This window comes from Streptomyces sp. NPDC051567 (genome assembly GCF_044454165.1).
Classification (GTDB): domain Bacteria; phylum Actinomycetota; class Actinomycetes; order Streptomycetales; family Streptomycetaceae; genus Streptomyces.
In genome coordinates this window covers 133121-156097 of sequence record NZ_JBITDK010000009.1, presented here as the reverse complement: position 1 = coordinate 156097, position 22977 = coordinate 133121, and the positions used below count along the sequence as shown (strand labels likewise).

The following is a 22977-nucleotide window of genomic DNA, read 5'->3' as shown; positions in this document are numbered from 1 at the left end:
CCTCCCGCCGCCAGCCAGGCGCCACTTCCGCAACACGCCCTAGATCCCCAGGCGTGTCGTGGTCAGACGGGTCACCGCTTCCTCGGTGCCCGTGGTCTCGACCGAGGCGGCGGACTGGCGGCCGAAGCAGAACAGGGTCAGTTCGCCCGGCTCGCCCGTGACCGTCACCACCGGGGTGCCCTTGTGGGCCACCGCCGTCCGCCCGTCCGGGCGGCGCAGCACCAGGCCGACCGGGGAGCGGCGGCCCGTCAGCCGGGCCAGCCTCTCCAGGCGGGACCAGAGCGCGTCCGCGAAGACCGGGTCCAGCTCGCGCGGCGACCACTGCGGCTGCGCCCGGCGGACGTCCTCCGCGTGGACGTAGAACTCCACCGCGTTCGCCGCCTCGTCGATCGGCTTCAGCGAGTAGGGCGACAGCTTCGGCGGCCCCGTACGGATCAGCTGGACCAGTTCCTCGTACGGCTTGGCGGTGTACTCGTCCATCACCTTGTCCAGCCGCGCCCGCAGCGCGCCCAGCAGGAGCCCGGCCGCCGCGTCCGGCCGGCGTTCACGGACGACGACGTGTGCCGCCAGGTCCCGCGTCAGCCATCCCTCGCACAGGGTCGGGGCGTGCGGTCCGGCCGCCTCCAACAGGTCCGCCAGCAGCAGGCGTTCACGCTTCGCATGGGTAGACATACGGCCCAGCCTACGGCCGCGGGGTGCCGTGCGCCCGCCCATCAGGCGGACGGGGAGTCCGCGCCCCCGCCCCGGCCCGGCACAATGGCGGTATGAGTACGTCCCCCCGCCCCGGCGCCCTCGACCCCGCCGTCGCCGCCCGCCTCAAGCGCTCCGCCGACGGCCTGGTACCGGCCATCGCCCAGCAGTACGACACCGGTGAGGTGCTCATGCTCGGCTGGATGGACGACGAGGCCCTGCACCGCACGCTCACCACCGGCCGCTGCACCTACTGGTCCCGCAGCCGCCGGGAGTACTGGGTGAAGGGGGACACCTCCGGCCACGTCCAGCACGTCAGGTCCGTCGCCCTCGACTGCGACGGCGACACCCTGCTGGTCCGCGTCGACCAGACCGGCGCCGCCTGCCACACCGGCGCCCGCACCTGCTTCGACGAGGACGTCCTCCTCGCCGACACCCCTGACGGGCCCGGACTGGGTAAGGTCGCACGCCATGGATCTTGAGACCTTCCGCAAGCTCGCGGCCGACCGTCGCGTCATCCCCGTCAGCCGCAAACTGCTGGCCGACGGGGACACCCCCGTGGGGCTCTACCGCAAGCTGGCCGCCGAACGCCCCGGCACCTTCCTGCTGGAGTCCGCCGAGAACGGCCGCTCCTGGTCCCGCTACTCCTTCGTGGGCGTCCGCAGCGACGCCACCCTGACCGTCCGCGACGGCCGGGCCCACTGGATCGGCACCCCGCCCGTCGGCGTCCCCACCGACGGCGACCCGCTCGCCGCCCTGCGCGCCACCGTCGAGACCCTGCACACCCCGCGCGACCTCAGCGCGGCCATGCCGCCCTTCACCGGCGGCATGGTCGGCTACCTCGGCTACGACATCGTGCGCCGCCTGGAGCGCATCGGCGACCACGCCACCGACGACCTGGACCTGCCCGAGCTGACCATGCTCCTCACCTCCGACCTGGCGGTCCTGGACCACTGGGACGGCACCGTCCAGCTCATCGCCAACGCGATCAACCACAACGACCTCGACTCGGGGGTCGACGAGGCGTACGCGGACGCCGTGGCCCGCCTCGACGCCATGGAGGCCGACCTGGCCCGCCCCGCCCCCTACACCCCGGCCCCGCTGCCCGCCTCCGAGCCGCCGGGCTTCGAGGACGGCACCGTCTCCGTGCGCTGGGGCGGCGAGACCTACCAGGCCGCCGTCGAGGAGGTCAAGGAGCGCATCCGGGCCGGCGAGGCGTTCCAGGTGGTGCCCTCGCAGCGGTTCGAGACCCCCTGCCACGCCTCCGCCCTCGACGTCTACCGGGTGCTGCGGGCCACCAACCCGTCCCCGTACATGTACCTCTTCCGCTTCGAGAACGGCTTCGACGTGGTGGGGTCGAGCCCCGAGGCGCTGGTCAAGGTCGAGGACGGCCGGGCCATGGTCCACCCCATCGCCGGTACCCGCCACCGCGGCGCGACCCCGCAGGAGGACCACGACCTCGCCGAGGAGCTGCTCGCCGACCCCAAGGAGCGCGCCGAGCACCTGATGCTCGTCGACCTCGGCCGCAACGACCTGGGCCGGGTCTGCGAGCCCGGCTCCGTCGAGGTGGTCGACTTCATGAGCATCGAGCGGTACTCGCACGTCATGCACATCGTCTCCACCGTCACCGGCCGGGTCGCCGGGGGCCGTACCGCCTTCGACGTCCTCACCGCCTGCTTCCCGGCCGGCACCCTCTCCGGGGCGCCCAAGCCGCGCGCCATGCAGATCATCGAGGAACTGGAACCCTCCCGCCGCGGCCTCTACGGAGGCTGCGTGGGCTACCTGGACTTCGCCGGGGACGCCGACACCGCGATCGCCATCCGCACCGCGCTGCTGCGCGACGGCACCGCGTACGTGCAGGCCGGAGCCGGGGTCGTCGCCGACTCGGTGCCCGCGCTGGAGGACGCCGAGTGCCGCAACAAGGCGGCGGCCGTGCTGCGCGCGGTGGGAGCGGCGAACCGCCTGAACGGCGCCTGAGGGCGTAGGGGATAGTGGGGTACGTGAGTGCCGTGCCCCCGCCCCGAACCGATGCCCCCGCGCCCGCCGCCCAACCGGTCCCCGCACCCGGGACCGGCGGCCGTGGCCGCCGCAGCGTCGCCGCCGCCCTGCTGCTCGGCGCGCTCGGCGCCACCGTCGTCCTGCTCGCCTCCGGCCGGACCTGGGTCCGGGGCACCGCCGCCCTCGGGGGCGACGCGCTGCCGCTGACCGCGGACGGGCGGGCCGTCACCGGACTCCCGGCGGCCCTGGCCATCGTGGCCCTGGCCGCGCTGGTCGCCGTCTTCGCGGTCCGCGGCACGGGCCGGCTGCTGGTCTCCGCCCTGCTCGCGCTGAGCGGGCTGGGCGGAGCCGCGGCCGCCCTGCTGGCCGCCGACGACCGGCGGGCCCTGGCCGCGGAGGCCGCCCGGACCACCGCCGACACGGCCGCGCACGTGGCCGGGCTGACCCACACGGCCTGGCCCTACGTCGCCGCCGCCGGAGCCCTCCTGATCCTGGCCGCCGGGATACTGGCCCTGCGCTTCGGCCGGAGCTGGCCCGCGATGGGCGGACGCTACGAGCGGGACGGCGGCCCCCGTGCGAGCGCCCCCGCGACCGTCGGCCCCGACCGGCCCGAGGACCTGTGGAAGGCACTGGACCGGGGCGAGGACCCGACCCGCTGATCCGGCGCCCCGGCCCGGTCCCGGCCCGGCGCGCTGACGCGACCCCCCTGGACGGGGACCCCGTCCTGTGCGGGACAATGACGGTGAGCGTTCGACACAGCACGTGCGACAGAGCAACGAGGAGCAACTCATGGCGGGCACTAGCCACGGACACACCCCGGCCGCCTGGACCGGTGTCATCATCGCCTTCATCGGTTTCTGCGTCTCCGGCGCCTTCATGGTGCTGGCCGACCCGCTCGGTTTCTGGGCCGGTCTCGTCGTCGTCGCGCTCGGCGGTGTCGTCGGCCTCGCGATGAGGGCCGCGGGCATGGGCGCGCCGAAGGCGTCCCACCGTGACCTCGCCGAGGTCATCGCCGCGCGCCGCACCCCGGCCAAGATCTGACGGGCCCGGCGGGCCCGACCGGCACGAGGGTCCGAGGCCGCGCCCGCGCGACCCGCCGAAGGCGCGGCCCTGTCGGGCCGCGCCTTCGGCCATGAGCGGAGACAATCACCGCGTGGACGACCCCCGCCCCTCCTGGCCCGCGCACCCCGGACCCGCGCACCCCGGACGTGCCGCCCCGCCCGCACCCCCCTCCCGGGCCCGGCGGCTCGCCGCGCCCGTGCTCACCCTGGCCGCCGCCGTGGCGGCCTTCGCGTACGTGGGCGCCGTGGACCCCAACGAGCCCGGCCACTACCCGCCCTGCCCGCTGCTGCGGCTGACCGGCATCCTCTGCCCCGGCTGCGGCGGACTGCGCAGCGCGCACGCCTTCGCCCACGGCGACCTGCCCACGGCCCTCGGGGCCAACGCCCCGGCCGTCGCCGCCTACCTCGTCCTCGCCGCCTTCACGGCCCTGTGGCTGGTCCGGGCCTTCCGGGGCGGGCCCGTGCCCCGCCTCGCCCTCAGGCCCGTCCACTGGTGGGCGGTGGGCGCGGCGGGCCTGCTCTTCTCGGTGGTCCGCAACCTCCCCTTCGGCTCGGCCCTGGCCCCCTGAACCCCGGCGTCCACCACGTTCGCGCTGGTCCGGGCGGTGTCCGGGTGTCCACTCACCGGGACGCCGTCCACCGGGTGGGTGGCCCGGGGCATCCTGCGGATACCATTTGAGTGCCGGCCCCGCAGCGGTGACGTCCGCGGGGCGGCCGACCGTCATCGACCCGGAAGGGGGCCGCTCGCGTGAGTGTGCTCGACGAGATCATCGAAGGGGTCCGCGAAGACCTTGCCGAACGGCAGTCCCGCGTCAGCCTCGACGAGCTCAAGGAGCGTGCCGCCAAGGCGCCCCGGGCCAGGGACGGCGTCGCCGCGCTGCGCGGCGACGGCGTCAGGGTGATCTGCGAGGTCAAGCGCTCCAGCCCGTCCAAGGGCGCGCTCGCCGCGATCGCCGACCCGGCCGGGCTCGCCGCCGACTACGAGGCGGGCGGTGCGGCGGTCATCTCCGTCCTCACCGAGCAGCGCCGCTTCGGCGGCTCGCTGGCCGACCTGGAAGCCGTCCGCGCCAAGGTGGACATCCCCGTCCTGCGCAAGGACTTCATCGTCACCGCCTACCAGCTGTGGGAGGCCCGCGCCTACGGCGCCGACCTCGCGCTGCTGATCGTCGCGGCCCTGGAGCAGGAAGCCCTCGTCTCCCTCATCGAGCGGGCCGAGTCCATCGGTCTGACCCCGCTCGTGGAGGTCCACGACGAGGAGGAGGCCGAGCGCGCGGTCGCCGCGGGCGCCCGGATCATCGGCGTCAACGCCCGCAACCTCAAGGACCTGAAGGTCGACCGCTCCACCTTCGAGCGCGTCGCCCCGGAGATCCCGGCCCACATCGTCAAGGTCGCCGAGTCCGGCGTCCGCGGCCCGCACGACCTGATCGCCTACGCCAACGAGGGCGCCGACGCCGTCCTCGTCGGGGAGTCCCTGGTCACCGGACGCGACCCGAGGACGGCCGTCGCCGACCTCGTCGCCGCCGGAGCCCACCCCGCCCTGCGCCACGGGCGGAGCTGACCCTCCCCATGGCCTGCGACCGTCCTCCCGTCCGCACCCGGCCCGGCCGTCGTGGCCCGGCCGCCGTGCCGACGGCGCACGCGCCCCTGGCGCGCGGCTGTCGCCCCCGCGGCTGCCGCGCCCCGGCCCGGCGGGTGCACGGACGGCGGGTCCGGTACGTGATCGGCTCCGAGCCCGGCCAGGTCAACGGCATGCGATGGCGCCGCGCGAGCGCGCCGTAACGAGGAGTGCCGCGCGGCTGACGCCGCGCGCCCTCCGCGTACGGCCCGCCGCCCCGGGCCGTCCGGCCCCGGGCGCGGGCCGCCCCGTACCCCGCCCACCGCACACCCCACCGGGGTGTGCGCGGCGCGGACGGGCGGCGCCCCACGGTGAAGACCACCCTGCCGCATCTCGCACCCCGTAGGAGCACTGGACATGTCCAGCGAGTTCTTCTTCCCGGACCCGGAGGGTCACGTCCCCGACGCCGAGGGTTACTTCGGCGACTTCGGCGGAAAGTTCATCCCGGAGGCGCTGGTCGCCGCCGTGGACGAGGTCGCCGTCGAGTACGAGAAGGCCAAGGGCGACCCGGCCTTCGCGGCCGAGCTGAACGACCTGATGGTTCACTACACCGGCCGCCCCAGCTCCCTCACCGAGGTGCCCCGTTTCGCCGGGCACGCCGGCGGCGCGCGGATCTTCCTCAAGCGCGAGGACCTCAACCACACCGGCTCGCACAAGATCAACAACGTGCTGGGCCAGGCGCTGCTCACCCGGCGCATGGGCAAGACCCGCGTCATCGCCGAGACCGGCGCCGGCCAGCACGGCGTCGCCACCGCCACCGCCTGTGCCCTCTTCGGCCTCGACTGCACCATCTACATGGGCGAGATCGACACGCAGCGCCAGGCCCTGAACGTGGCCCGGATGCGGATGCTCGGCGCCGAGGTCGTCTCCGTGACGTCCGGCTCCCGGACCCTCAAGGACGCCATCAACGAGGCGTTCCGCGACTGGGTCGCCAACGTGGACCGCACCCACTACCTCTTCGGCACCGTCGCCGGACCGCACCCCTTCCCGGCCATGGTCCGCGACTTCCACCGGGTCATCGGCGTCGAGGCCCGGCGCCAGATCCTGGAGCGGACCGGACGGCTGCCCGACGCCGTCGCCGCCTGTGTCGGCGGCGGTTCCAACGCCATCGGCCTCTTCCACGCCTTCATCCCCGACACCGGGGTCCGCCTCGTCGGCTTCGAGCCCGCCGGACACGGCATCGAGACCGGCGAGCACGCCGCCACCCTCACCGCGGGCGAGCCCGGCATCCTGCACGGCTCCCGCTCCTACGTCCTCCAGGACGAGGAGGGCCAGATCACCGAGCCGTACTCGATCTCCGCCGGCCTGGACTACCCCGGCATCGGCCCGGAGCACTCCTTCCTCAAGGACACCGGCCGCGGCGAGTACCGGGCCGTCACCGACGACGCCGCGATGCAGGCCCTGCGCCTGCTCTCCCGCACGGAGGGCATCATCCCGGCCATCGAGTCGGCCCACGCCCTCGCGGGCGCGCTCGACCTGGGCAAGGAACTCGGCGAGGAGGGCCTGATCGTGGTCAACCTCTCCGGGCGCGGCGACAAGGACATGGACACGGCCGCCCGTTACTTCGGGCTGTACGACGGCACCGAGGGAGAGTCGAAGTGAGCACCGGAACGGGCAACATCCAGCTGCTGAGCGACACCCTCGCCAAGGCGAAGTCCGAGGACCGCGCCGCCCTCGTCGCCTACCTCCCGGCCGGGTTCCCGACCGTGGACGGGGCCATCGAGGCGGTCAAGGCCGTCATCGCGGGCGGCGCCGACGTGGTCGAGGTCGGCCTCCCGCACAGCGACCCGGTCCTGGACGGCGCGATCATCCAGACCGCCGACGACATCGCCCTGCGCGGCGGCGTCAGGATCGCCGACGTGCTGCGCACCGTCCGCGAGGCACACGCGGCGACCGGGGCGCCGGTGCTGGTCATGACGTACTGGAACCCCGTCGACCGCTACGGCGTCGAGCGGTTCACCGCCGAGCTGGCCGAGGCGGGCGGCGCGGGCTGCATCCTGCCCGACCTGCCGGTGCAGGAGTCCGCGCTGTGGCGCGAGCACGCGGCGAAGCACGCTCTGGCGACCGTCTTCGTCGTGGCCCCCAGCAGCAAGGACGAGCGGCTGGCCACCATCACGGCGGCCGGCTCCGGCTTCGTCTACGCCGCCTCCCTCATGGGGGTCACCGGCACCCGCGAATCGGTCGGCACCCAGGCCCAGGACCTGGTCCGGCGCACCCGCGCCACCACGGACCTCCCGGTCTGTGTCGGCCTCGGCGTCTCCAACCCGGCCCAGGCCCGGGAGGTCGCCGCCTTCGCCGACGGGGTGATCGTCGGCTCGGCCTTCGTGAAGCTGCTGCTGGACGCCGAGGACCTGCCCGCCGGGCTGGCCGCCGTCCGGGCGCTGGCGGGCGAGCTCGCCGAAGGCGTACGCAGGAGCTGACGCGGGAGCTGACGCCGAAGCGGGCCCCGGCAGGGTTGTCGTCACTCGTTCGGGTGGAAGTGGGAGCGGGGAGGCACGCGAGTGCCTCCCCGCTTCGTTTGGCGGAGCGTGAGCGAGAAGAACGACGGTGCGAACCGCGAAGCGAAACGATCGGCCCGGGAGCGACTCCAAGCGGAGCGCGAGCGGGAGAAGACCCGGGACAAGCGCCGCCGGACCCTCGTGGTGTCGGCGGCGGTGGTCGGCGTACTCGGCCTGGCGGCCGTCGTCGGCCTGATCGCGGCCAACACCGGCAAGAGCGGCGGCTCCGCGAAGGGACCGGTGGTCGCCCCCTCCGGCGCCACCGGCAAGGACGCGCTCGCCCTCCGCACGGGCCAGGACGGGGCCGTGTCCACCCTGACGGTGTGGGAGGACTTCCGCTGCCCGGCCTGCAAGGCGTTCGAGGACAGCTACCGGGTCGTCGTCCACGACCTGGAGGCCAGAGGACTCCTCAAGGCCGACTACCACCTGGTGACCCTGATCGACGGGAACATGGGCGGCAGCGGCTCGCTGAAGAGCGCCAACGCGGCGGCCTGCGCGCAGGACGCCGGGAAGTTCTCCGCCTACCACGACGTGCTCTTCCAGAACCAGCCGCCGGAGACGAACGACGCCTACGGCAAGAACGCCCGGCTGCTGGAGCTCGCGGGCAAGGTGCCGGGGCTGGACACCCCGGAGTTCCGCAGCTGCGTCGAGAACGGCACGCACAACAGCTGGGTGGGGAAGTCGCAGGACGCCTTCCGTGACGGGAAGTTCCGGGGCACCCCCACGGTGCAGCTGGACGGCAAGGACATCTTCTCCGACCAGGCCAATCCGCTGACGCCGCAGAAACTGAAGAACCAGGTGGAGGCGGCGGCCAAGGGCAGCTCCGGCAGCGGCAGCGTGGCCGGGGTGCCCAAGGGGCAGGGCAAGCCCTCCTCGTCCGCCTCCGCTTCCGCCTCCTCCGTTCCCTCGGCCTCGGCCTCCTCGTCACGGGCCGGGTCGAAGGCCGTTCCGGGAGGGGCCGCCGGGGAGTGAGCGGCCCCCGCGCCGTGTGAGGATTTGGTTTCGGCTTGCCGGGCGGGTTGCGGTCGGTACCGCCCGGCAGGGTAGCGTCATGCCTGCCATGGACATTGCTTACATCCCCAGCCCGTCGACCGGCGTGATCCATCTCGGACCGGTCCCGCTGCGCGGCTACGCGTTCTGCATCATCATCGGCGTCTTCGTCGCTGTCTGGCTCGGCAACAAACGCTGGATCGCGCGCGGCGGAAAGCCGGGCACGGTCGCGGACATCGCCGTGTGGGCGGTGCCGTTCGGCCTGGTCGGCGGTCGCCTCTACCACGTGATCACCGACTACCAGCTCTACTTCGGCGAGGGCCGCAACTGGGTCGACGCCTTCAAGATCTGGGAGGGCGGCCTCGGCATCTGGGGCGCGATCGCGCTGGGCGCGGTGGGCGCCTGGATCGGCTGCCGGCTGCGCGGCATCCCGCTGCCGGCCTGGGCGGACGCCCTGGCCCCCGGGATCGCGCTGGCCCAGGCCATCGGGCGGTGGGGCAACTGGTTCAACCAGGAGCTGTACGGCCGGGCCACCGACCTGCCGTGGGCGGTGAAGATCAGCGAGGGCCCCAACCGGGTCGCCGGCACCTACCACCCGACCTTCCTCTACGAGTCGCTGTGGTGCGTCGGTGTCGCCCTGCTGGTGATCTGGGCCGACCGCCGCTTCAAGCTGGGCCACGGGCGGGCGTTCGCGCTGTACGTCGCCTCGTACTGCGTGGGCCGGAGCTGGATCGAGTACATGCGGGTCGACGAGGCCCACCACATCCTGGGCCTGCGGCTGAACGTGTGGACCTCGATCGTGGTCTTCGTCCTGGCCGTGGTCTACCTGGTGCTGTCGGCGAAGCTGCGGCCGGGCCGCGAGGAGAACGTGGAGCCGTCCACGTCCGCACCCACTCCCACCTCCACGCCCACGCCCACCTCCGGTGGTGCGGACGCGGCGTCGAAGGACGTGCCGAAGGACGCACCGAAGGACACCGTGACGGCCGCCGGGGCCAAGGCCGGTGCGGGCGCCGGTGGCGAGGCCACGGCGGGGACGGGTGCCGATGCCGGTGCGGGGTCCCCGGCGCCGGGCGGCGTCAAGACCGGGCTGCGCAAGGCGGAGCCCGGCGAGGGCGAGGCCACGGAGGCCGGGAAGAGCTGACCGGAAGGCACCGCAGGGGGCGTCGCGCAGGTGCGCGGCGCCCCCTGCGGCATGCCGGGCCACAGGCGCGGCCCGGCCGTACGGGGCAGGGCCGGGCCGGGGCGGGTGCCTGAGGCCCCGGGCTACGCGGGCTGGGCGCGGTGGGACAGGGCCAGGGTGCGGTGGGCCTCGGCGACGACCGCCGGGTCCACGAAGCGGCCGTCGGGCAGGGCGAGCGCGCCCGGGGCGGCCCGGACCGCCGTGAGGATCTCCTCGGCGGCCGTCACCTCCTGCGGCGCGGGCAGGTAGGCCCGCTCGATCACCGGGAGCTGGCGCGGGTGGATCGCCGCCCGGCCCAGGAAGCCGAGGGACCGGCCCCGGGCACAGGAGACGGCCAGCGCCTCCAGGTCGCGGATGTCGGGGAAGACCGACTGCGCGGGGGGCGCCAGTCCGGCGGCCCGCGCCGCCACGATCACCCGGGAGCGGCACCAGTCCAGGCCCTCCTCCGAGCTGATGCCCAGATCGGCCCGGAGGTCCCCCTCGCCGAGGGAGAGCCCGTGCAGGGCGGGGTGCGAGCGGGCGATCTTGTACGCGCGCTCCACGGCCAGCGCCGATTCCAGCAGGGCGTGCAGGCGGGCCCCGCCGGAGCGGTCGGCGGCCACGGCGATCTGCTCCGGGGCGCTGACCTTGGACAGCCGCAGCCCGGCCAGTCCGTGCAGCCCGGCCAGGGCGTTCAGGTCGGCGCCGCCCCAGGGGGAGTCCAGGGCGTTGACGCGGACATGGACGGGTACCGGGGTGTGCTCGGAGAGCCGTTCGGCGGTGGCGGCGCGGGCGTACTCCTTGCGGGAGAAGGAGACGGCGTCCTCCAGGTCCACGATGACGGCGTCCGCCCCGCTGGCGAGGGCCTTGGCCACCACCTCCGGGCGGTCGCCGGGCGCGTACAGCCAGGTCAGGATCACCGGCCCTCCCCGGGGACGGGCGTGGAGATCAGCGGCGCGGCGATCAGCGGCGTGTCGGTCAGCGGCGTGTCGGTCCGGGCCGGGGACGGCGGGGTGGTGCGGGGGATGTCGCAGGGGGTGTCGCTCATGATGCGGTTCCGGTCCCGTCCTCTGGTTCTGCTCGCGCCGCGGACGCGGACGCGGACACGTATGCCGACACGGGCGCGGTCACGGGCGCTGCCGCGGGTGCCGGGCCGGGGTGCTCCGAGGCCGTGCGGAAGGCGTCGGTCTCGGCGCGGGACGGCATCGAGTCCTGGGCGCCCGGCCGCTGGACGGAGAGGGCCGCCGCCGACGAGGCCCAGCGCAGGGCCGCCTCCATGGGCACGCCCTCCCCGAGGGCGACGGCGAGGGCTCCGACGAAGGTGTCCCCGGCCGCCGTGGTGTCCACGGCCCGGACCCGGGGCGCGGGCACGGTGAGGGGCTCCCGGCCCCGGGCGGCGTGGAGCACCCCGGCCGCGCCGAGGGTGATCACCACCTCGGGCACGTCGTGGAGCAGGGCCTCGGCGGCCCGGCGCGGATCGGTGAGCCCGGTGAGGGCGGCGGCCTCGTGCTCGTTGGGGACCAGCAGGTCGGTGAGGGCGAGGAGTTCGGGGGGCAGCGGCTGGACGGGGGCCGGGGTGAGGATCGTGCGGACGCCGTGGGCGCGGGCGGCGCGCGCGCCGACGAGTACGGCCCGCAGCGGGAGTTCGAGCTGGAGCAGGAGGGAACCGGCGGCGCCGATACGGCTGTCGTCGCCCGGTTCCAGGCCGGTGACCAGGGCGTTGGCCCCGGGGACGACGATGATGCTGTTGCCGCCCTCGTCGTCCACGGTGATGTGGGCGGTGCCGCTCGGGCCCGCCACGGTGCGCAGGGCCGCCACCGAGACCCCGGCGGCGGTGAGCGCGGAGCGCAGCCGTACGCCGAACCCGTCGCTCCCGACCGCGCCGATCATCACCACCTCCGCGCCGCAACGGGCCGCGGCCACCGCCTGGTTGGCGCCCTTGCCGCCGGGGACGGTGCGGAAGGCGCGGCCGGTGACGGTCTCGCCGAGCCGGGGGGCCCGGGAGACGTAGGCGACGAGGTCCATGTTGGTACTGCCGAGCACGGCGATGGCCGTCATGAGTCTGTTGCCTCCTGGTGCGCTGAGGTGGGGGAGCGTACCGAAAACCGTGCCCCCGCAGCCGGGGGCGCGGGCGGCGGAGTCGCTCCTGTGAGGGACGGCCGTGTGGTCGCGGGAGGTCTCCGGGGCGGCGGGGGCGGCCCGGCGGAGGCGGCGGCGCACCGCGCGCACGGCCCCTTCCGGTACCGGGGCCCCGCCGCAACGGTAGGGTCCCGGACCCCGGCGCGGTACCCGGGGCGGGTTCTGCGTCAGCTCGGTGAGCGGGTGTGCGGCGCCCGGGTCCGTCAGGTGGGCGGCAGGCCGGGCAGTGACCGCCTCCCGGTAGGCGCGCCCACTTGACGGACCCGGGTCGGACTTCTGACGGACTCGCGTCGACGGCTGGGTTATTTGCCCATTTCGAGGGCGTTTTATCGCCCGTGGTGGAGTGCGGTGCGGACGCCCTCGTCGTCCGGTCTCCGGAGCACGAAACCGCAGGTAAGTACGGCCTGCCTTGCTGGCGGGCGGCGAAAATCGTGCGTACTTTCGAGGTGTTCCGGGGGAGCGGAACACCTCATGACGTCCGCCTGAGCAAAAGGGGAGATACGCCGCATGTCCATCATCGACACCGAAGCGCCGCTGCACACCGCCCACCGTGACAACCACACCCACCGTGACGTCAACGGCGGATGGCTGCGCCCGGCCGTCTTCGGCGCCATGGACGGGCTCGTCTCCAACCTGGCCCTGATGACGGGCGTGGCGGGCGGCGCGGTCGCCCCGCACGTGATCGTCGTCACCGGACTGGCGGGTCTCGCGGCCGGAGCCTTCTCGATGGCGGCCGGCGAGTACACCTCCGTCGCCTCGCAGCGCGAGCTCGTCCTCGCCGAACTTGACATAGAGCGCCAGCAGTTGCGCAAGCATCCCGTCGACGAGATGGAGGAGCTGGCCGAGCTGTACGTCTCGCGCGGCGTCGAGCCCCCGCTCGCCCGCGAGGTCGCCATGCAGCTCTCCCGCGACCCCGAACAGGCACTGGAGATCCACGCCCGCGAGGAGCTCGGGATCGACCCCGACGACCTGCCCTCGCCGCTGGTCGCGGCCGTCTCCTCCTTCGCCTCCTTCGCGCTGGGCGCACTGCTCCCCCTGCTCCCGTACCTGCTGGGCGCCACCTCGCTGTGGCCCGCGGTGCTGCTCGCGCTCGCCGGGCTCTTCGCCTGCGGCGCGCTCGTCGCCCGGATCACCGCCCGCTCCTGGTGGTACAGCGGCCTGCGCCAGCTCGCCCTGGGTGGCGCGGCGGCCGGTGTGACGTACATCCTGGGGACCTGGATCGGTGGCGTCGTAGGCTGACCGCGCGAAAGAGTGGGACACTATGCGGAACACCACATAAGTACTCGATTACCCTGCGGTTTCACCCCTGTGACGGCCGGGCATCAGGTCAGGGTGTTCCGGGCAATGGCGCCCGCCCCGTACCGGGACCTCCGCCCCCTTGATGTGCTGCGAAACCCCGCGAAGGTCCCTCTCCCCGCTTCACGCAGTGTCCGCATGCTGGAATGACGTATCCACTTCTCGGGATTGTCGTCATCATGTAATCTGCACGAAATTTCGCAGAGGGCCAACGTCGTCCCTCGGCTATGCACCTTTGCCACGACGACGACGGGAGAGCCGATGCGTTCCGCGTCCACGCACTCCGCGACCGGCCCCAGCGCCACCGCCTGGTCGCCCATGGACGGTCGCCCCGCCCAGCAGGGCATGTACGACCCGCGCAACGAGCACGACGCCTGCGGCGTCGGCTTCGTGGCCAACCTCACCGGCGAGGCCGGCCACACGCTGGTCGAGCAGGCGCTGACCGTACTGCGGAACCTTGAGCACCGCGGCGCGACCGGCTCCGAGCCCGACTCGGGCGACGGTGCCGGAATCCTCTCCCAGGTCCCCGACGCCTTCCTGCGCGAGGTGGCCGGTTTTGAGCTTCCCGAGGCCGGCGCGTACGCCGTCGGCATCGCCTTCCTGCCCGCCGACGACCGGACACAGGCCGTCGCGCGGATCGAGGCCATCGCCGCCGAGGAGAACCTGACGGTTCTCGGCTGGCGCGAGGTCCCGGTCACCCCCGAGCTGCTCGGCAACGGCGCCCGCGCCACCATGCCGGCCTTCGCGCAGCTCTTCGTCTCGGGCCGGGGCCGCTCCGGCGCCCCCGCGCGCGGCATCGAGCTGGACCGCTCGGCGTTCGTGCTGCGCAAGCGCGCCGAGCGCGAGGCCGGGGTCTACTTCCCCTCGCTCTCCGCCCGCACCATCGTCTACAAGGGCATGCTGACCACCGGCCAGCTGGAACCCTTCTTCCCGGACCTCTCCGACCGCCGCTTCGCCTCGGCCATCGCCCTGGTCCACTCGCGGTTCTCGACCAACACCTTCCCCTCCTGGCCGCTCGCCCACCCGTACCGCTTCGTCGCGCACAACGGCGAGATCAACACGGTCAAGGGCAACCGCAACTGGATGCGGGCCCGCGAGTCCCAGCTCGCCACCGAGCTGTTCGGCTCCGCCGACGACGGGCGCGGCGGAGAAGGTGCGCTGGAGCGCATCTTCCCGATCTGCACCCCGGACGCCTCCGACTCGGCCTCCTTCGACGAGGTCCTCGAACTGCTCCACCTCGGCGGCCGGTCGCTCCCGCACAGCGTGCTGATGATGATCCCGGAGGCGTGGGAGAACCACACCTCGATGGACCCGGCCCGCCGCGCGTTCTACAAGTACCACTCCACCCAGATGGAGCCCTGGGACGGCCCCGCCTGCGTGACCTTCACCGACGGCACCCAGGTCGGCGCGGTCCTCGACCGCAACGGCCTGCGCCCCGGCCGCTACTGGGTCACCGACGACGGCCTCGTCGTCCTCGGCTCCGAGGTCGGCGTCCTCGACATCGACCCGGCCAAGGTCGTCCGCAAGGGCCGCCTCCAGCCCGGCAAGATGTTCCTCGTCGACACCGCACAGAAGCGGATCATCGAGGACGACGAGATCAAGGCCGACCTGGCCGGCGCGGCGCCCTACGCCGAATGGCTGGCCACCGGCGAGATGGAGCTGGAGGACCTCCCCGAGCGGGAGCACATCGTCCACACCCACGCCTCGGTCACCCGCCGCCAGCAGACCTTCGGCTACACCGAGGAAGAGCTGCGCGTCATCCTCGCCCCGATGGCCCGTACCGCCGGCGAGCCGCTCGGCTCCATGGGCACGGACTCCCCGATCGCGGCCCTCTCCGAGCGCCCCCGGCTCCTCTTCGACTACTTCACCCAGCTCTTCGCGCAGGTCACCAACCCGCCGCTGGACGCCATCCGCGAGGAACTCGTCACCTCGCTGCTCTCCTCGCTCGGCCCGCAGGGCAACCTGCTGGACCCGACGGCCGCGTCCTGCCGCAGCGTCACCCTGCCCTTCCCGGTGATCGACAACGACGAGCTCGCCAAGCTGATACACGTCAACGCCGACGGCGACATGCCCGGGATGAAGGCCGCCACCCTCTCGGGCCTCTACCGGGTCTCCGGCGGCGGCGCGGCCCTGGCCGCACGCATCGAGGAGATCCGCGCCGAGGCCGACGCCGCCATCGAGAACGGCGCCCGGCTGATAGTGCTGTCCGACCGCCACTCGGACGCCGAGCACGCCCCGATCCCCTCGCTGCTGCTCACCTCCGCCGTCCACCACCACCTCATCGCCACCAAGCAGCGCACCCAGGTGGGCCTGCTCGTCGAGGCCGGTGACGTCCGCGAGGTCCACCACGTCGCCCTGCTCATCGGCTACGGCGCCGCCGCGGTCAACCCGTACCTCGCCATGGAGTCCGTCGAGGACCTGCTGCGCGCCGGGACCTTCCTCTCCGGCCTGGAGCCCGAGCAGGCCATCAAGAACCTGATCTACGCGCTCGGCAAGGGCGTCCTGAAGGTCATGTCCAAGATGGGCATCTCCACCGTCGCCTCCTACCGCGGCGCCCAGGTCTTCGAGGCCGTCGGCCTCAGCGACGACTTCGTCGGCACCTACTTCCACGGCACCGCCACCAAGATCGGCGGCGCCGGCCTGGACGTCGTCGCCCAGGAGGTCGCCGCCCGCCACGCCAAGGCGTACCCCGCCTCCGGCATCGCGGCCACGCACCGCGCCCTGGAGATCGGCGGCGAGTACCAGTGGCGCCGCGAGGGCGAGCCCCACCTCTTCGACCCCGAGACGGTCTTCCGCCTCCAGCACGCCACCCGCAACCGCCGGTACGACATCTTCAAGCAGTACACCGACCGGGTGAACGAGCAGTCCGAACGCCTGATGACGCTCCGCGGCCTCTTCGGCTTCAAGTCAGGGGAGCGCCCCGCGCTCTCCCTCGACGAGGTCGAGCCGGTCTCCGAGATCGTCAAGCGCTTCTCCACCGGCGCCATGTCCTACGGCTCCATCTCGCGCGAGGCCCACGAGACCCTCGCCATCGCCATGAACCGGATCGGCGCCAAGTCCAACACCGGCGAGGGCGGCGAGGACCCGGACCGCCTCTACGACCCCGAGCGCCGCTCCAGCATCAAGCAGGTCGCCTCCGGCCGCTTCGGCGTCACCAGCGAGTACCTGGTCAACGCGGACGACATCCAGATCAAGATGGCGCAGGGCGCCAAGCCCGGCGAGGGCGGCCAGCTGCCCGGCCACAAGGTCTACCCGTGGGTCGCCAGGACCCGGCACTCCACCCCGGGCGTCGGCCTGATCTCCCCGCCGCCGCACCACGACATCTACTCCATCGAGGACCTGGCTCAGCTGATCCACGACCTCAAGAACGCCAACCCGGCCGCGCGCATCCACGTCAAGCTGGTCTCCGAGGTCGGCGTCGGCACCGTCGCCGCAGGCGTCTCCAAGGCCCACGCGGACGTCGTCCTCATCTCCGGCCACGACGGCGGAACGGGCGCCTCCCCGCTCACCTCCCTCAAGCACGCGGGCGGCCCCTGGGAACTCGGCCTCGCCGAGACCCAGCAGACCCTGCTGCTCAACGGGCTCCGCGACCGCATCGTGGTCCAGACGGACGGCCAGCTCAAGACCGGCCGCGACGTCGTCATCGCCGCGCTCCTCGGCGCCGAGGAGTTCGGTTTCGCGACCGCGCCGCTCGTCGTCTCCGGCTGCGTCATGATGCGCGTCTGCCACCTGGACACCTGCCCCGTCGGCATCGCCACCCAGAACCCGGTCCTGCGGGACCGGTTCTCCGGCAAGCCCGAGTTCGTCGTCAACTTCTTCGAGTTCATCGCCGAGGAGGTCCGCGAACTCCTCGCCGAACTGGGCTTCCGCACCGTCGAAGAGGCCGTCGGCCACGCCGAGCTGCTGGACACCGCCGAGGCCGTCACGCACTGGAAGGCCCAGGGCCTCGACCTGGCGCCCCTCTTCCACGTGCCCGCGCTGCCCGAGGGCGCGGTCCGCCACGCCGTCGTCGAGCAGGACCACGGCCTGGCCAAGGCGCTCGACAACGAGCTGATCAAGCTCGCCGCCGACGCGCTGAACGCCGACTCCGCCGAGAGCGCCCAGCCCGTCCGCGCCCAGGTCGCGATCCGCAACATCAACCGGACCGTCGGCACCATGCTCGGTCACGAGGTCACCAAGAAGTTCGGCGGCGCGGGTCTGCCCGCCGACACCGTCGACCTGACCTTCACGGGCTCGGCCGGCCAGTCCTTCGGCGCCTTCCTGCCGCGCGGGGTGACCCTGCGCCTGGAGGGCGACGCCAACGACTACGTCGGCAAGGGCCTCTCCGGCGGCCGGATCGTCGTCCGCCCCGACCGCGGCGCCGACCACCTCGCCGAGTACTCCACCATCGCCGGCAACACCATCGGCTACGGCGCCACCGGCGGCGAGATGTTCCTGCGCGGCCGGACCGGCGAACGCTTCTGCGTCCGCAACTCCGGCGCCCTGGTCGTCTCGGAGGGCGTGGGCGACCACGGCTGCGAGTACATGACCGGCGGTCAGGCCGTCGTCCTGGGCGAGACGGGCCGCAACTTCGCGGCCGGCATGTCGGGCGGCGTCGCGTACGTCGTCGACCTCGACCGCAACAACGTCAACTCCGGCAACGCGGAGGCCGTCGAGGCCCTGTCCGACACGGACGCCCAGTGGCTGCACGATGTGGTGCGCCGCCACGAGGAGGAGACCGGCTCGACCGTGGCCACCAGGCTCCTGGCCGACTGGCCCGCCACCGTGGACCGCTTCAGCAAGATCATCCCGACCACGTACAAGGCAGTGCTCGCCGCCAAGGACGCCGCCGAGCGGGCCGGACTCTCGGAGTCCGAGACCACCGAGAAGATGATGGAGGCGGCGACCCATGGCTGACCCGAAGGGCTTCCTCACCACCCCGCGCAAGACCGCCCGCACCCGCCCCGTCGCCGAACGGCTCAAGGACTGGAACGAGGTCTACGTCCCGGGCTCGCTCCTCCCGATCGTCAGCGAGCAGGCCGGCCGCTGCATGGACTGCGGCATCCCGTTCTGCCACAGCGGCTGTCCGCTCGGGAACCTGATCCCCGAGTGGAACGACTTCGCCTACCGCGAGGACTGGACGGCCGCCTCGGAGCGGCTGCACGCGACGAACAACTTCCCGGAGTTCACCGGGCGGCTCTGCCCCGCCCCCTGCGAGTCCGCGTGCGTGCTCGGCATCAACCAGCCCGCCGTCACCATCAAGAACGTCGAAGTCTCGATCATCGACAAGGCGTGGGACAACGGCGGCGTCACCCCGCAGCCGCCCGAGCGCCTCTCCGGCAAGACCGTCGCCGTCATCGGCTCCGGCCCGGCCGGTCTGGCCGCCGCCCAGCAGCTGACCCGGGCCGGCCACACCGTCGCCGTCTACGAGCGCGCCGACCGCATCGGCGGCCTGCTGCGCTACGGCATCCCCGAGTTCAAGATGGAGAAGGTCCACATCAACCGCCGCATCGAGCAGATGCGCGCGGAGGGCACCAAGTTCCGCACGGGCGTGGAGATCGGCCGCGACCTGGACGCCGTCCAGCTGCGCAAGCGCTACGACGCCGTCGTCATCGCGGCCGGCGCCACCGTCTCCCGCGACCTGTCCGTGCCGGGCCGCGAGCTGAACGGCATCCACTTCGCCATGGAGTACCTGCCGCTCGCCAACAAGGTCCAGGAGGGCGACTACGTCGCCCCGCCGATCACCGCCGAGGGCAAGCACGTCGTCGTCATCGGCGGCGGCGACACCGGCGCCGACTGCGTGGGTACCGCCCACCGCCAGGGCGCCGCCTCGGTCACCCAGCTGGAGATCATGCCGCGCCCCTCCGAGGACCGGCCGACCGGCCAGCCGTGGCCGACCTTCCCCATGCTGTACAAGGTCACCTCGGCCCACGAGGAGGGCGGCGAGCGGATCTACTCCGTCTCCACCACCCACTTCGAAGGCGACGAGGACGGCAACGTCCAGTCCCTGCACCTGGTCGAGGTCGCCTTCGAGGACGGCAAGCTCGTCCAGAAGGCGGGCACCGAGCGGGTCCTGCCGGCCCAGCTCGTCACCCTCGCGATGGGCTTCACCGGCACCGACCAGGAGAACGGCCTGGTCAAGCAGTTCGGCCTGGCCCTGGACGCGCGCGGCAACATCGAGCGCGACGCCGCGTACACGACCAACGTGGCCGGCGTCTTCGTCGCGGGCGACGCGGGCCGCGGCCAGTCGCTCATCGTCTGGGCCATCGCGGAGGGCCGCTCGGCCGCCCGCGGCGTGGACCGCTTCCTGACCGGCACCAGCGCCCTCCCGTACCCGGTCAAGCCGACGGACCGCTCCCTGATGGTGTGATCATCGGGCTGACTGCGGGTACGATCACCTTCCGCCGGCCCGGCCGCCCCCCGGCGGCCTGACCTCCCGGACGGCACCGCCCCCTCGGGGGCCCCAAGACGGCCCGTACAACGGAGTACGGAACCCCGACACAGCGCCCGCCACGTCTCCGACCAGGGATGGCGGGCGCTGTGGCGTCCGGGCTCAGGGCCGGGGCGGGCGCTGTGCCGGGGCCCGGGTGCGCGGCGCGGCCGTGCCGTCGGTTCCGGTGCTGGTCGACGTCATCCGATCCTGATCTCGTACCGCAGTTCCTGACGCCCGGCGGGCATGACCATCACGTCCGCCTGGAGCGGGCGGTCCGCCGCGTCGTAGGTGGTACGGGCGAGCCGGAGGACCGGTTCGCCCGGCGCGAGGCGCAGGTGCTCCCGCTCCCCGGCGTCGGCCGTCCTCGCCGTCACGGTCTCGACGACCCGCACACCGGTGTGCCCGAGCGCGGCCAGCAGGGTCACGGCGCCGCCGCGGATCTTCGCGGTCCCGGCCAGCGCGGTGCCCGCGGCGATCCCGGCGGGGTAGTAGGTGTCGGTCAACTCGACGGGCTCCCCGTCGAGTTCGATGATCCTGCGCCGGACCACGACCACCCCGCCGACGGCCACACCGAGCATCCGGGCCACATCGGGCGGCGCGGAGGTCTCCCCGGCGTGCAGGACGCGCTGCCCGCCCCGGCGGCCCGCCGCCGCGCTCTCACCGGTCCACGCGTCGGGACCCCCGCCGGCGCGCGGGGTCAGGTACGGCATCGACGTACTGGTCCATCCGTCACCGCTCACGTTGCCCCGCTCCCATCGCTTCCCGCGCGTCCGGCCGGATGGGCCGCGCCCGCCCTCGCGACCCTGCCACCTTTCCGTGCCGAGGTGTGTGCCGAGGTGTGTGCCGCTGTGTGTCGCAGGGTCGTCGGGTGGGGGTTCGGGGTGGGGCGGGGTCGCTCGTGAGGGTGGTCCGGTGAGGGCGGGGGCGGGGGTGGTCCGCCGGTCGTGCCGGGCGGCGGTGGACCGGTCGGGAGCCGTTGAACGGCAGGTTCCAGGAGAGGCCGGGACGGGAGGGGTTGGGCCGTATGGCCCGTATGTCGGTGCTTTTGCGTGCAGTTGGGAGGGTCCGTCGTCTGGTACCTATCGCCACCATGGCCTTCCCCCGCTCCCGAACGCTGCTGTGCGCTCTCCTCGGTGCCGCCCTGCTGACGCCCGTCACGCCCGCCTCCACCGCATCCGTCACTCCTGACTCCGCCGTCTCCGGGCCGCTCCCCGTCGCCGAGGACCGGACCGTCGACTACCGGGGGCTGCGCCTGACCGTCCCCGGTGAATGGCGCGTCGTCGACCTCGACCGCAACCCCGCCGCCTGCCTCCGCCTGGACCTGCCCACCCTGTACCTCGGGCCTGCCGGAACCCAGGGCGAATGCACCGGCCGGGCCGTCGCCACCCGCGCCGACACCCTGCACCTGGAACCCCTCGACGGGGCCCCGCCCCGCGCCGACATCCCCACCGTCACGATCGAGGACGGCACCGCCGTCCCGCCCCCGGACCGGACCGCCTCCCACAGCAACGAGCTGCGCTACGCCCTGCGCCGGGCCGGGATCATGGCCACCGTCTCGTACGGGGCCGCGCCCGACGCCGTACGAGGGGTCCTCACCCGGGCCCGCCGGACCGCCGCCGGAACCCCCGGGGCCGCCGGGGTCGCCGGGGCGCCCGGGCCGGACGGCGCCGCCACGGTGCGGGCCGCCGCCCTCACGAAGGCCCGTACCGGGCAGGACGCCTTCACCGGCCAGGGCTTCGACGCCTGCACCGCCCCCACCCAGGGCGCCATGGACAACTGGCGGGACAGCGCGCCCTTCGGCGCGGTCGGCGTCTACATCGGCGGCCGGGCCCGCGCCTGCGCCCAGCCGCAGCTCACGGCCTCCTGGGTCCGGCGGCAGGCCGCCGCGGGCTGGCACCTGATGCCGATCTGGGTGGGCCCGCAGCCCTGGCACAGCAACTCCACCGGGCTCTCCACCGACCCCCACGCGGCCGAAGGACAGGGCCGCTCCGCCGCCGAGGGCGCGGTGGCCGCGGCGCGGACACTGGGCCTGTCCGAGGGCACCGTCCTCTACAACGACGTCGAGAACTACCAGGACCGCGCCACCTGGGACGCCCCGGTGGTCGCGTACGTCTCCGCCTGGACGGTCCGCCTGCGCGAACTGGGCTACCACTCCGCCGCCTACGTCTCGGCGGGCTCCGGGGTCAAGGCGCTGAGCGCGCGCTACTCCCACGACCCCGAGGCCATGCCGGACGTGCTGTGGGTGGCCCACTGGAACGGCTCGGCCTCCGTCAGTGACACCGACATGGGCCTGCCCTCCGGTACGCGGCAGTGGACGGGCCCGCGCCGGGCGCACCAGTTCCGGGGCGGCCACAACGCCTCCTACGGCGGCGTGACGATCAACATCGACAGCAACTGGGTCGACGTCGACCCGGGCGCCCTGGACGGCGGCCCGGACAGTTTCTTCCCGTTCAGCTGACGGAACCCCCGCGCGGCGGCTCGGCCGGGGCCCCTTCCGCACGGCCCGGCCCCGCCGGGTCCGCCCCTCCCCGGGCCGGTTCCTCGCGCGGCGGCTCGTCGTCGTTGCCCCGGCGGACGGCGCGCAGGCCGCGCGCCGGGGTCCACGAGCGGATCACCAGGTCGTCCCCCTCGACCCCGGTGTGGACCACCTCCGTCAGTTCCGCGCGGAAGAGGTGGAAGGGGTGCGGGGTGTCCGCCTCCTCCGCGTAGCGGTGCAGCTCGGGCGGGTCCACGATCTCCACCGCGCGGCCGGAGACCCGTACGTCACCGTCGGGCAGGGACTCGCCCGCGCCGGGGTTGGTGTGCAGGGCGAAGCGGGGGTCGCGCTGGAGGTCACGGGCCTTCATCGAGCCGGGCATCATGCCGAGCCACAGTTCCCCGCCGCGAAAGTCGACGTTCAGGCCGCAGACCCGGGGCGAGCCGTCCTTGCGGAGGGTGGCCAGGACGTGGTGGGGGTACTGCGCGAAGCGGGCCCGGACGGCTGCCGCGAAGTCCGGTTCGCGTTCTTCGAGGACTGCCCAGTTGTCGGTCGTCATTCCTTCATCAAAGCGCGCCGCACCGACAGCCGCCGCCCGACGCGGGCGGACCCGGGGCGGACCCGGGCGGACGTGGGGCGGACC

Annotated in this window: 21 protein-coding genes; 15 read left to right on the top strand and 6 right to left on the bottom strand. The window is 73.6% G+C overall.

What is annotated here, in order from left to right:
* Positions 1-39 precede the first annotated feature (39 nt).
* Entirely contained in the window at positions 40-672 is a 633-nt protein-coding gene (locus tag ACIA5F_RS13445) for a TIGR03085 family metal-binding protein (protein WP_399352217.1), read from the bottom strand.
* A gap of 92 nt (positions 673-764) precedes the next feature.
* On the opposite strand from ACIA5F_RS13445, the gene hisI reads away from it, so the two are divergent.
* The 11 genes from hisI to lgt all read left to right on the top strand — a co-directional run bounded on the left by hisI (position 765) and on the right by lgt (position 9993).
* Positions 765-1172: a phosphoribosyl-AMP cyclohydrolase gene (hisI, locus tag ACIA5F_RS13440; RefSeq protein ID WP_399352215.1), complete on the top strand. Its 408-nt coding sequence runs from the start codon at positions 765-767 to the stop codon at positions 1170-1172.
* The gene (locus ACIA5F_RS13435) at positions 1162-2667 is read left to right on the top strand and encodes an anthranilate synthase component I (protein ID WP_399352213.1); all 1506 of its coding nucleotides are present in this window, start codon (positions 1162-1164) and stop codon (positions 2665-2667) included. The genes hisI and ACIA5F_RS13435 overlap by 11 nt, the downstream gene beginning before the upstream one ends.
* A gap of 14 nt (positions 2668-2681) precedes the next feature.
* Complete coding sequence (locus ACIA5F_RS13430) at positions 2682-3347, top strand: TIGR02234 family membrane protein (RefSeq protein WP_399352211.1); 666 nt, start codon at positions 2682-2684, stop codon at positions 3345-3347.
* A 130-nt stretch (positions 3348-3477) separates the two neighbouring features.
* A complete protein-coding gene (locus ACIA5F_RS13425) occupies positions 3478-3729 on the top strand; it encodes an HGxxPAAW family protein (protein ID WP_399352209.1) in 252 nt (83 codons plus the stop codon).
* Positions 3730-3820: 91 nt separating this feature from the next.
* Positions 3821-4318 (top strand): DUF2752 domain-containing protein, encoded by a 498-nt coding sequence (locus ACIA5F_RS13420; protein ID WP_399352207.1) that lies wholly within the window; start codon positions 3821-3823, stop codon positions 4316-4318.
* 179 nt (positions 4319-4497) lie between these two features.
* Positions 4498-5307: an indole-3-glycerol phosphate synthase TrpC gene (trpC, locus tag ACIA5F_RS13415; protein ID WP_399352205.1), complete on the top strand. Its 810-nt coding sequence runs from the start codon at positions 4498-4500 to the stop codon at positions 5305-5307.
* Positions 5308-5315: 8 nt separating this feature from the next.
* The gene (trpM, locus tag ACIA5F_RS13410; protein ID WP_399352203.1) at positions 5316-5528 is read left to right on the top strand and encodes a tryptophan biosynthesis modulator TrpM; all 213 of its coding nucleotides are present in this window, start codon (positions 5316-5318) and stop codon (positions 5526-5528) included.
* 193 nt (positions 5529-5721) lie between these two features.
* Complete coding sequence (gene trpB / locus ACIA5F_RS13405) at positions 5722-6966, top strand: tryptophan synthase subunit beta (RefSeq protein ID WP_399352201.1); 1245 nt, start codon at positions 5722-5724, stop codon at positions 6964-6966.
* Positions 6963-7784 carry a tryptophan synthase subunit alpha gene (gene trpA / locus ACIA5F_RS13400; RefSeq protein ID WP_399352199.1) on the top strand — a complete coding sequence of 274 codons (822 nt, stop codon included), beginning with the start codon at positions 6963-6965 and terminating at the stop codon, positions 7782-7784. The genes trpB and trpA overlap by 4 nt, the downstream gene beginning before the upstream one ends.
* Before the next feature lie 108 nt (positions 7785-7892).
* The gene (locus ACIA5F_RS13395; RefSeq protein ID WP_399352197.1) at positions 7893-8834 is read left to right on the top strand and encodes a thioredoxin domain-containing protein; all 942 of its coding nucleotides are present in this window, start codon (positions 7893-7895) and stop codon (positions 8832-8834) included.
* Positions 8835-8922: 88 nt separating this feature from the next.
* Complete coding sequence (gene lgt, locus ACIA5F_RS13390) at positions 8923-9993, top strand: prolipoprotein diacylglyceryl transferase (RefSeq protein WP_399352195.1); 1071 nt, start codon at positions 8923-8925, stop codon at positions 9991-9993.
* Between the two features lie 122 nt (positions 9994-10115).
* Here lgt and ACIA5F_RS13385 read toward each other — a convergent pair whose 3' ends face one another.
* From ACIA5F_RS13385 to rbsK, 3 genes are read right to left on the bottom strand one after another with little or no spacing between them, the layout of a single operon-like run.
* Positions 10116-10931: an HpcH/HpaI aldolase/citrate lyase family protein gene (locus tag ACIA5F_RS13385; RefSeq protein WP_399352193.1), complete on the bottom strand. Its 816-nt coding sequence runs from the start codon at positions 10929-10931 to the stop codon at positions 10116-10118.
* Positions 10928-11059, bottom strand: coding sequence for a hypothetical protein (locus tag ACIA5F_RS13380; protein WP_399352191.1), 132 nt, complete (start codon positions 11057-11059; stop codon positions 10928-10930). The genes ACIA5F_RS13385 and ACIA5F_RS13380 overlap by 4 nt, the downstream gene beginning before the upstream one ends.
* On the bottom strand, positions 11056-12069 hold the full coding sequence (rbsK, locus tag ACIA5F_RS13375) for a ribokinase (protein WP_399352189.1): 1014 nt from the start codon (positions 12067-12069) through the stop codon (positions 11056-11058). Before rbsK ends, ACIA5F_RS13380 begins: the two co-directional genes overlap by 4 nt.
* Positions 12070-12657: 588 nt before the next feature.
* On the opposite strand from rbsK, the gene ACIA5F_RS13370 reads away from it, so the two are divergent.
* The 3 genes from ACIA5F_RS13370 (at position 12658) to ACIA5F_RS13360 (ending at position 19795) form a co-directional block, all read left to right on the top strand.
* Complete coding sequence (locus tag ACIA5F_RS13370; protein WP_399352187.1) at positions 12658-13389, top strand: VIT1/CCC1 transporter family protein; 732 nt, start codon at positions 12658-12660, stop codon at positions 13387-13389.
* Positions 13390-13764: 375 nt separating this feature from the next.
* Positions 13765-18342, top strand: a complete 4578-nt coding sequence (gene gltB / locus ACIA5F_RS13365) for a glutamate synthase large subunit (RefSeq protein WP_399352369.1) — start codon at positions 13765-13767, stop codon at positions 18340-18342.
* Positions 18335-19795, top strand: a complete 1461-nt coding sequence (locus tag ACIA5F_RS13360; RefSeq protein WP_399352185.1) for a glutamate synthase subunit beta — start codon at positions 18335-18337, stop codon at positions 19793-19795. The genes gltB and ACIA5F_RS13360 overlap by 8 nt, the downstream gene beginning before the upstream one ends.
* Before the next feature lie 260 nt (positions 19796-20055).
* Here ACIA5F_RS13360 and ACIA5F_RS13355 read toward each other — a convergent pair whose 3' ends face one another.
* Positions 20056-20598 carry a UTRA domain-containing protein gene (locus ACIA5F_RS13355; protein ID WP_399352183.1) on the bottom strand — a complete coding sequence of 181 codons (543 nt, stop codon included), beginning with the start codon at positions 20596-20598 and terminating at the stop codon, positions 20056-20058.
* A 350-nt stretch (positions 20599-20948) separates the two neighbouring features.
* Between ACIA5F_RS13355 and ACIA5F_RS13350 the strand changes: the two genes are divergently transcribed.
* A complete protein-coding gene (locus ACIA5F_RS13350; protein ID WP_399352182.1) occupies positions 20949-22316 on the top strand; it encodes a DUF1906 domain-containing protein in 1368 nt (455 codons plus the stop codon).
* Here the strand turns inward: ACIA5F_RS13350 and ACIA5F_RS13345 are convergent.
* Positions 22309-22893, bottom strand: a complete 585-nt coding sequence (locus ACIA5F_RS13345) for a pyridoxamine 5'-phosphate oxidase family protein (RefSeq protein ID WP_399352180.1) — start codon at positions 22891-22893, stop codon at positions 22309-22311. The genes ACIA5F_RS13350 and ACIA5F_RS13345 overlap by 8 nt on opposite strands.
* Between the last annotated feature and the right edge of the window lie 84 nt (positions 22894-22977).

Coding starts and splice junctions, on each gene's coding strand:
- ACIA5F_RS13370 (WP_399352187.1), top strand. CDS start 12,658: ATGTCCATCATCGACACCGAAGCGCCGCTGCACACCGCCCACCGTGAC.
- trpM (WP_399352203.1), top strand. CDS start 5,316: ATGGCCTGCGACCGTCCTCCCGTCCGCACCCGGCCCGGCCGTCGTGGC.
- rbsK (WP_399352189.1), bottom strand. CDS start 12,069: ATGACGGCCATCGCCGTGCTCGGCAGTACCAACATGGACCTCGTCGCC.
- trpB (WP_399352201.1), top strand. CDS start 5,722: ATGTCCAGCGAGTTCTTCTTCCCGGACCCGGAGGGTCACGTCCCCGAC.
- gltB (WP_399352369.1), top strand. CDS start 13,765: ATGGACGGTCGCCCCGCCCAGCAGGGCATGTACGACCCGCGCAACGAG.
- lgt (WP_399352195.1), top strand. CDS start 8,923: ATGGACATTGCTTACATCCCCAGCCCGTCGACCGGCGTGATCCATCTC.
- ACIA5F_RS13420 (WP_399352207.1), top strand. CDS start 3,821: ATGAGCGGAGACAATCACCGCGTGGACGACCCCCGCCCCTCCTGGCCC.
- ACIA5F_RS13445 (WP_399352217.1), bottom strand. CDS start 672: ATGTCTACCCATGCGAAGCGTGAACGCCTGCTGCTGGCGGACCTGTTG.
- ACIA5F_RS13345 (WP_399352180.1), bottom strand. CDS start 22,893: ATGACGACCGACAACTGGGCAGTCCTCGAAGAACGCGAACCGGACTTC.
- hisI (WP_399352215.1), top strand. CDS start 765: ATGAGTACGTCCCCCCGCCCCGGCGCCCTCGACCCCGCCGTCGCCGCC.
- ACIA5F_RS13425 (WP_399352209.1), top strand. CDS start 3,478: ATGGCGGGCACTAGCCACGGACACACCCCGGCCGCCTGGACCGGTGTC.
- ACIA5F_RS13380 (WP_399352191.1), bottom strand. CDS start 11,059: ATGAGCGACACCCCCTGCGACATCCCCCGCACCACCCCGCCGTCCCCG.
- ACIA5F_RS13435 (WP_399352213.1), top strand. CDS start 1,162: ATGGATCTTGAGACCTTCCGCAAGCTCGCGGCCGACCGTCGCGTCATC.
- ACIA5F_RS13350 (WP_399352182.1), top strand. CDS start 20,949: ATGGCCTTCCCCCGCTCCCGAACGCTGCTGTGCGCTCTCCTCGGTGCC.
- ACIA5F_RS13360 (WP_399352185.1), top strand. CDS start 18,335: ATGGCTGACCCGAAGGGCTTCCTCACCACCCCGCGCAAGACCGCCCGC.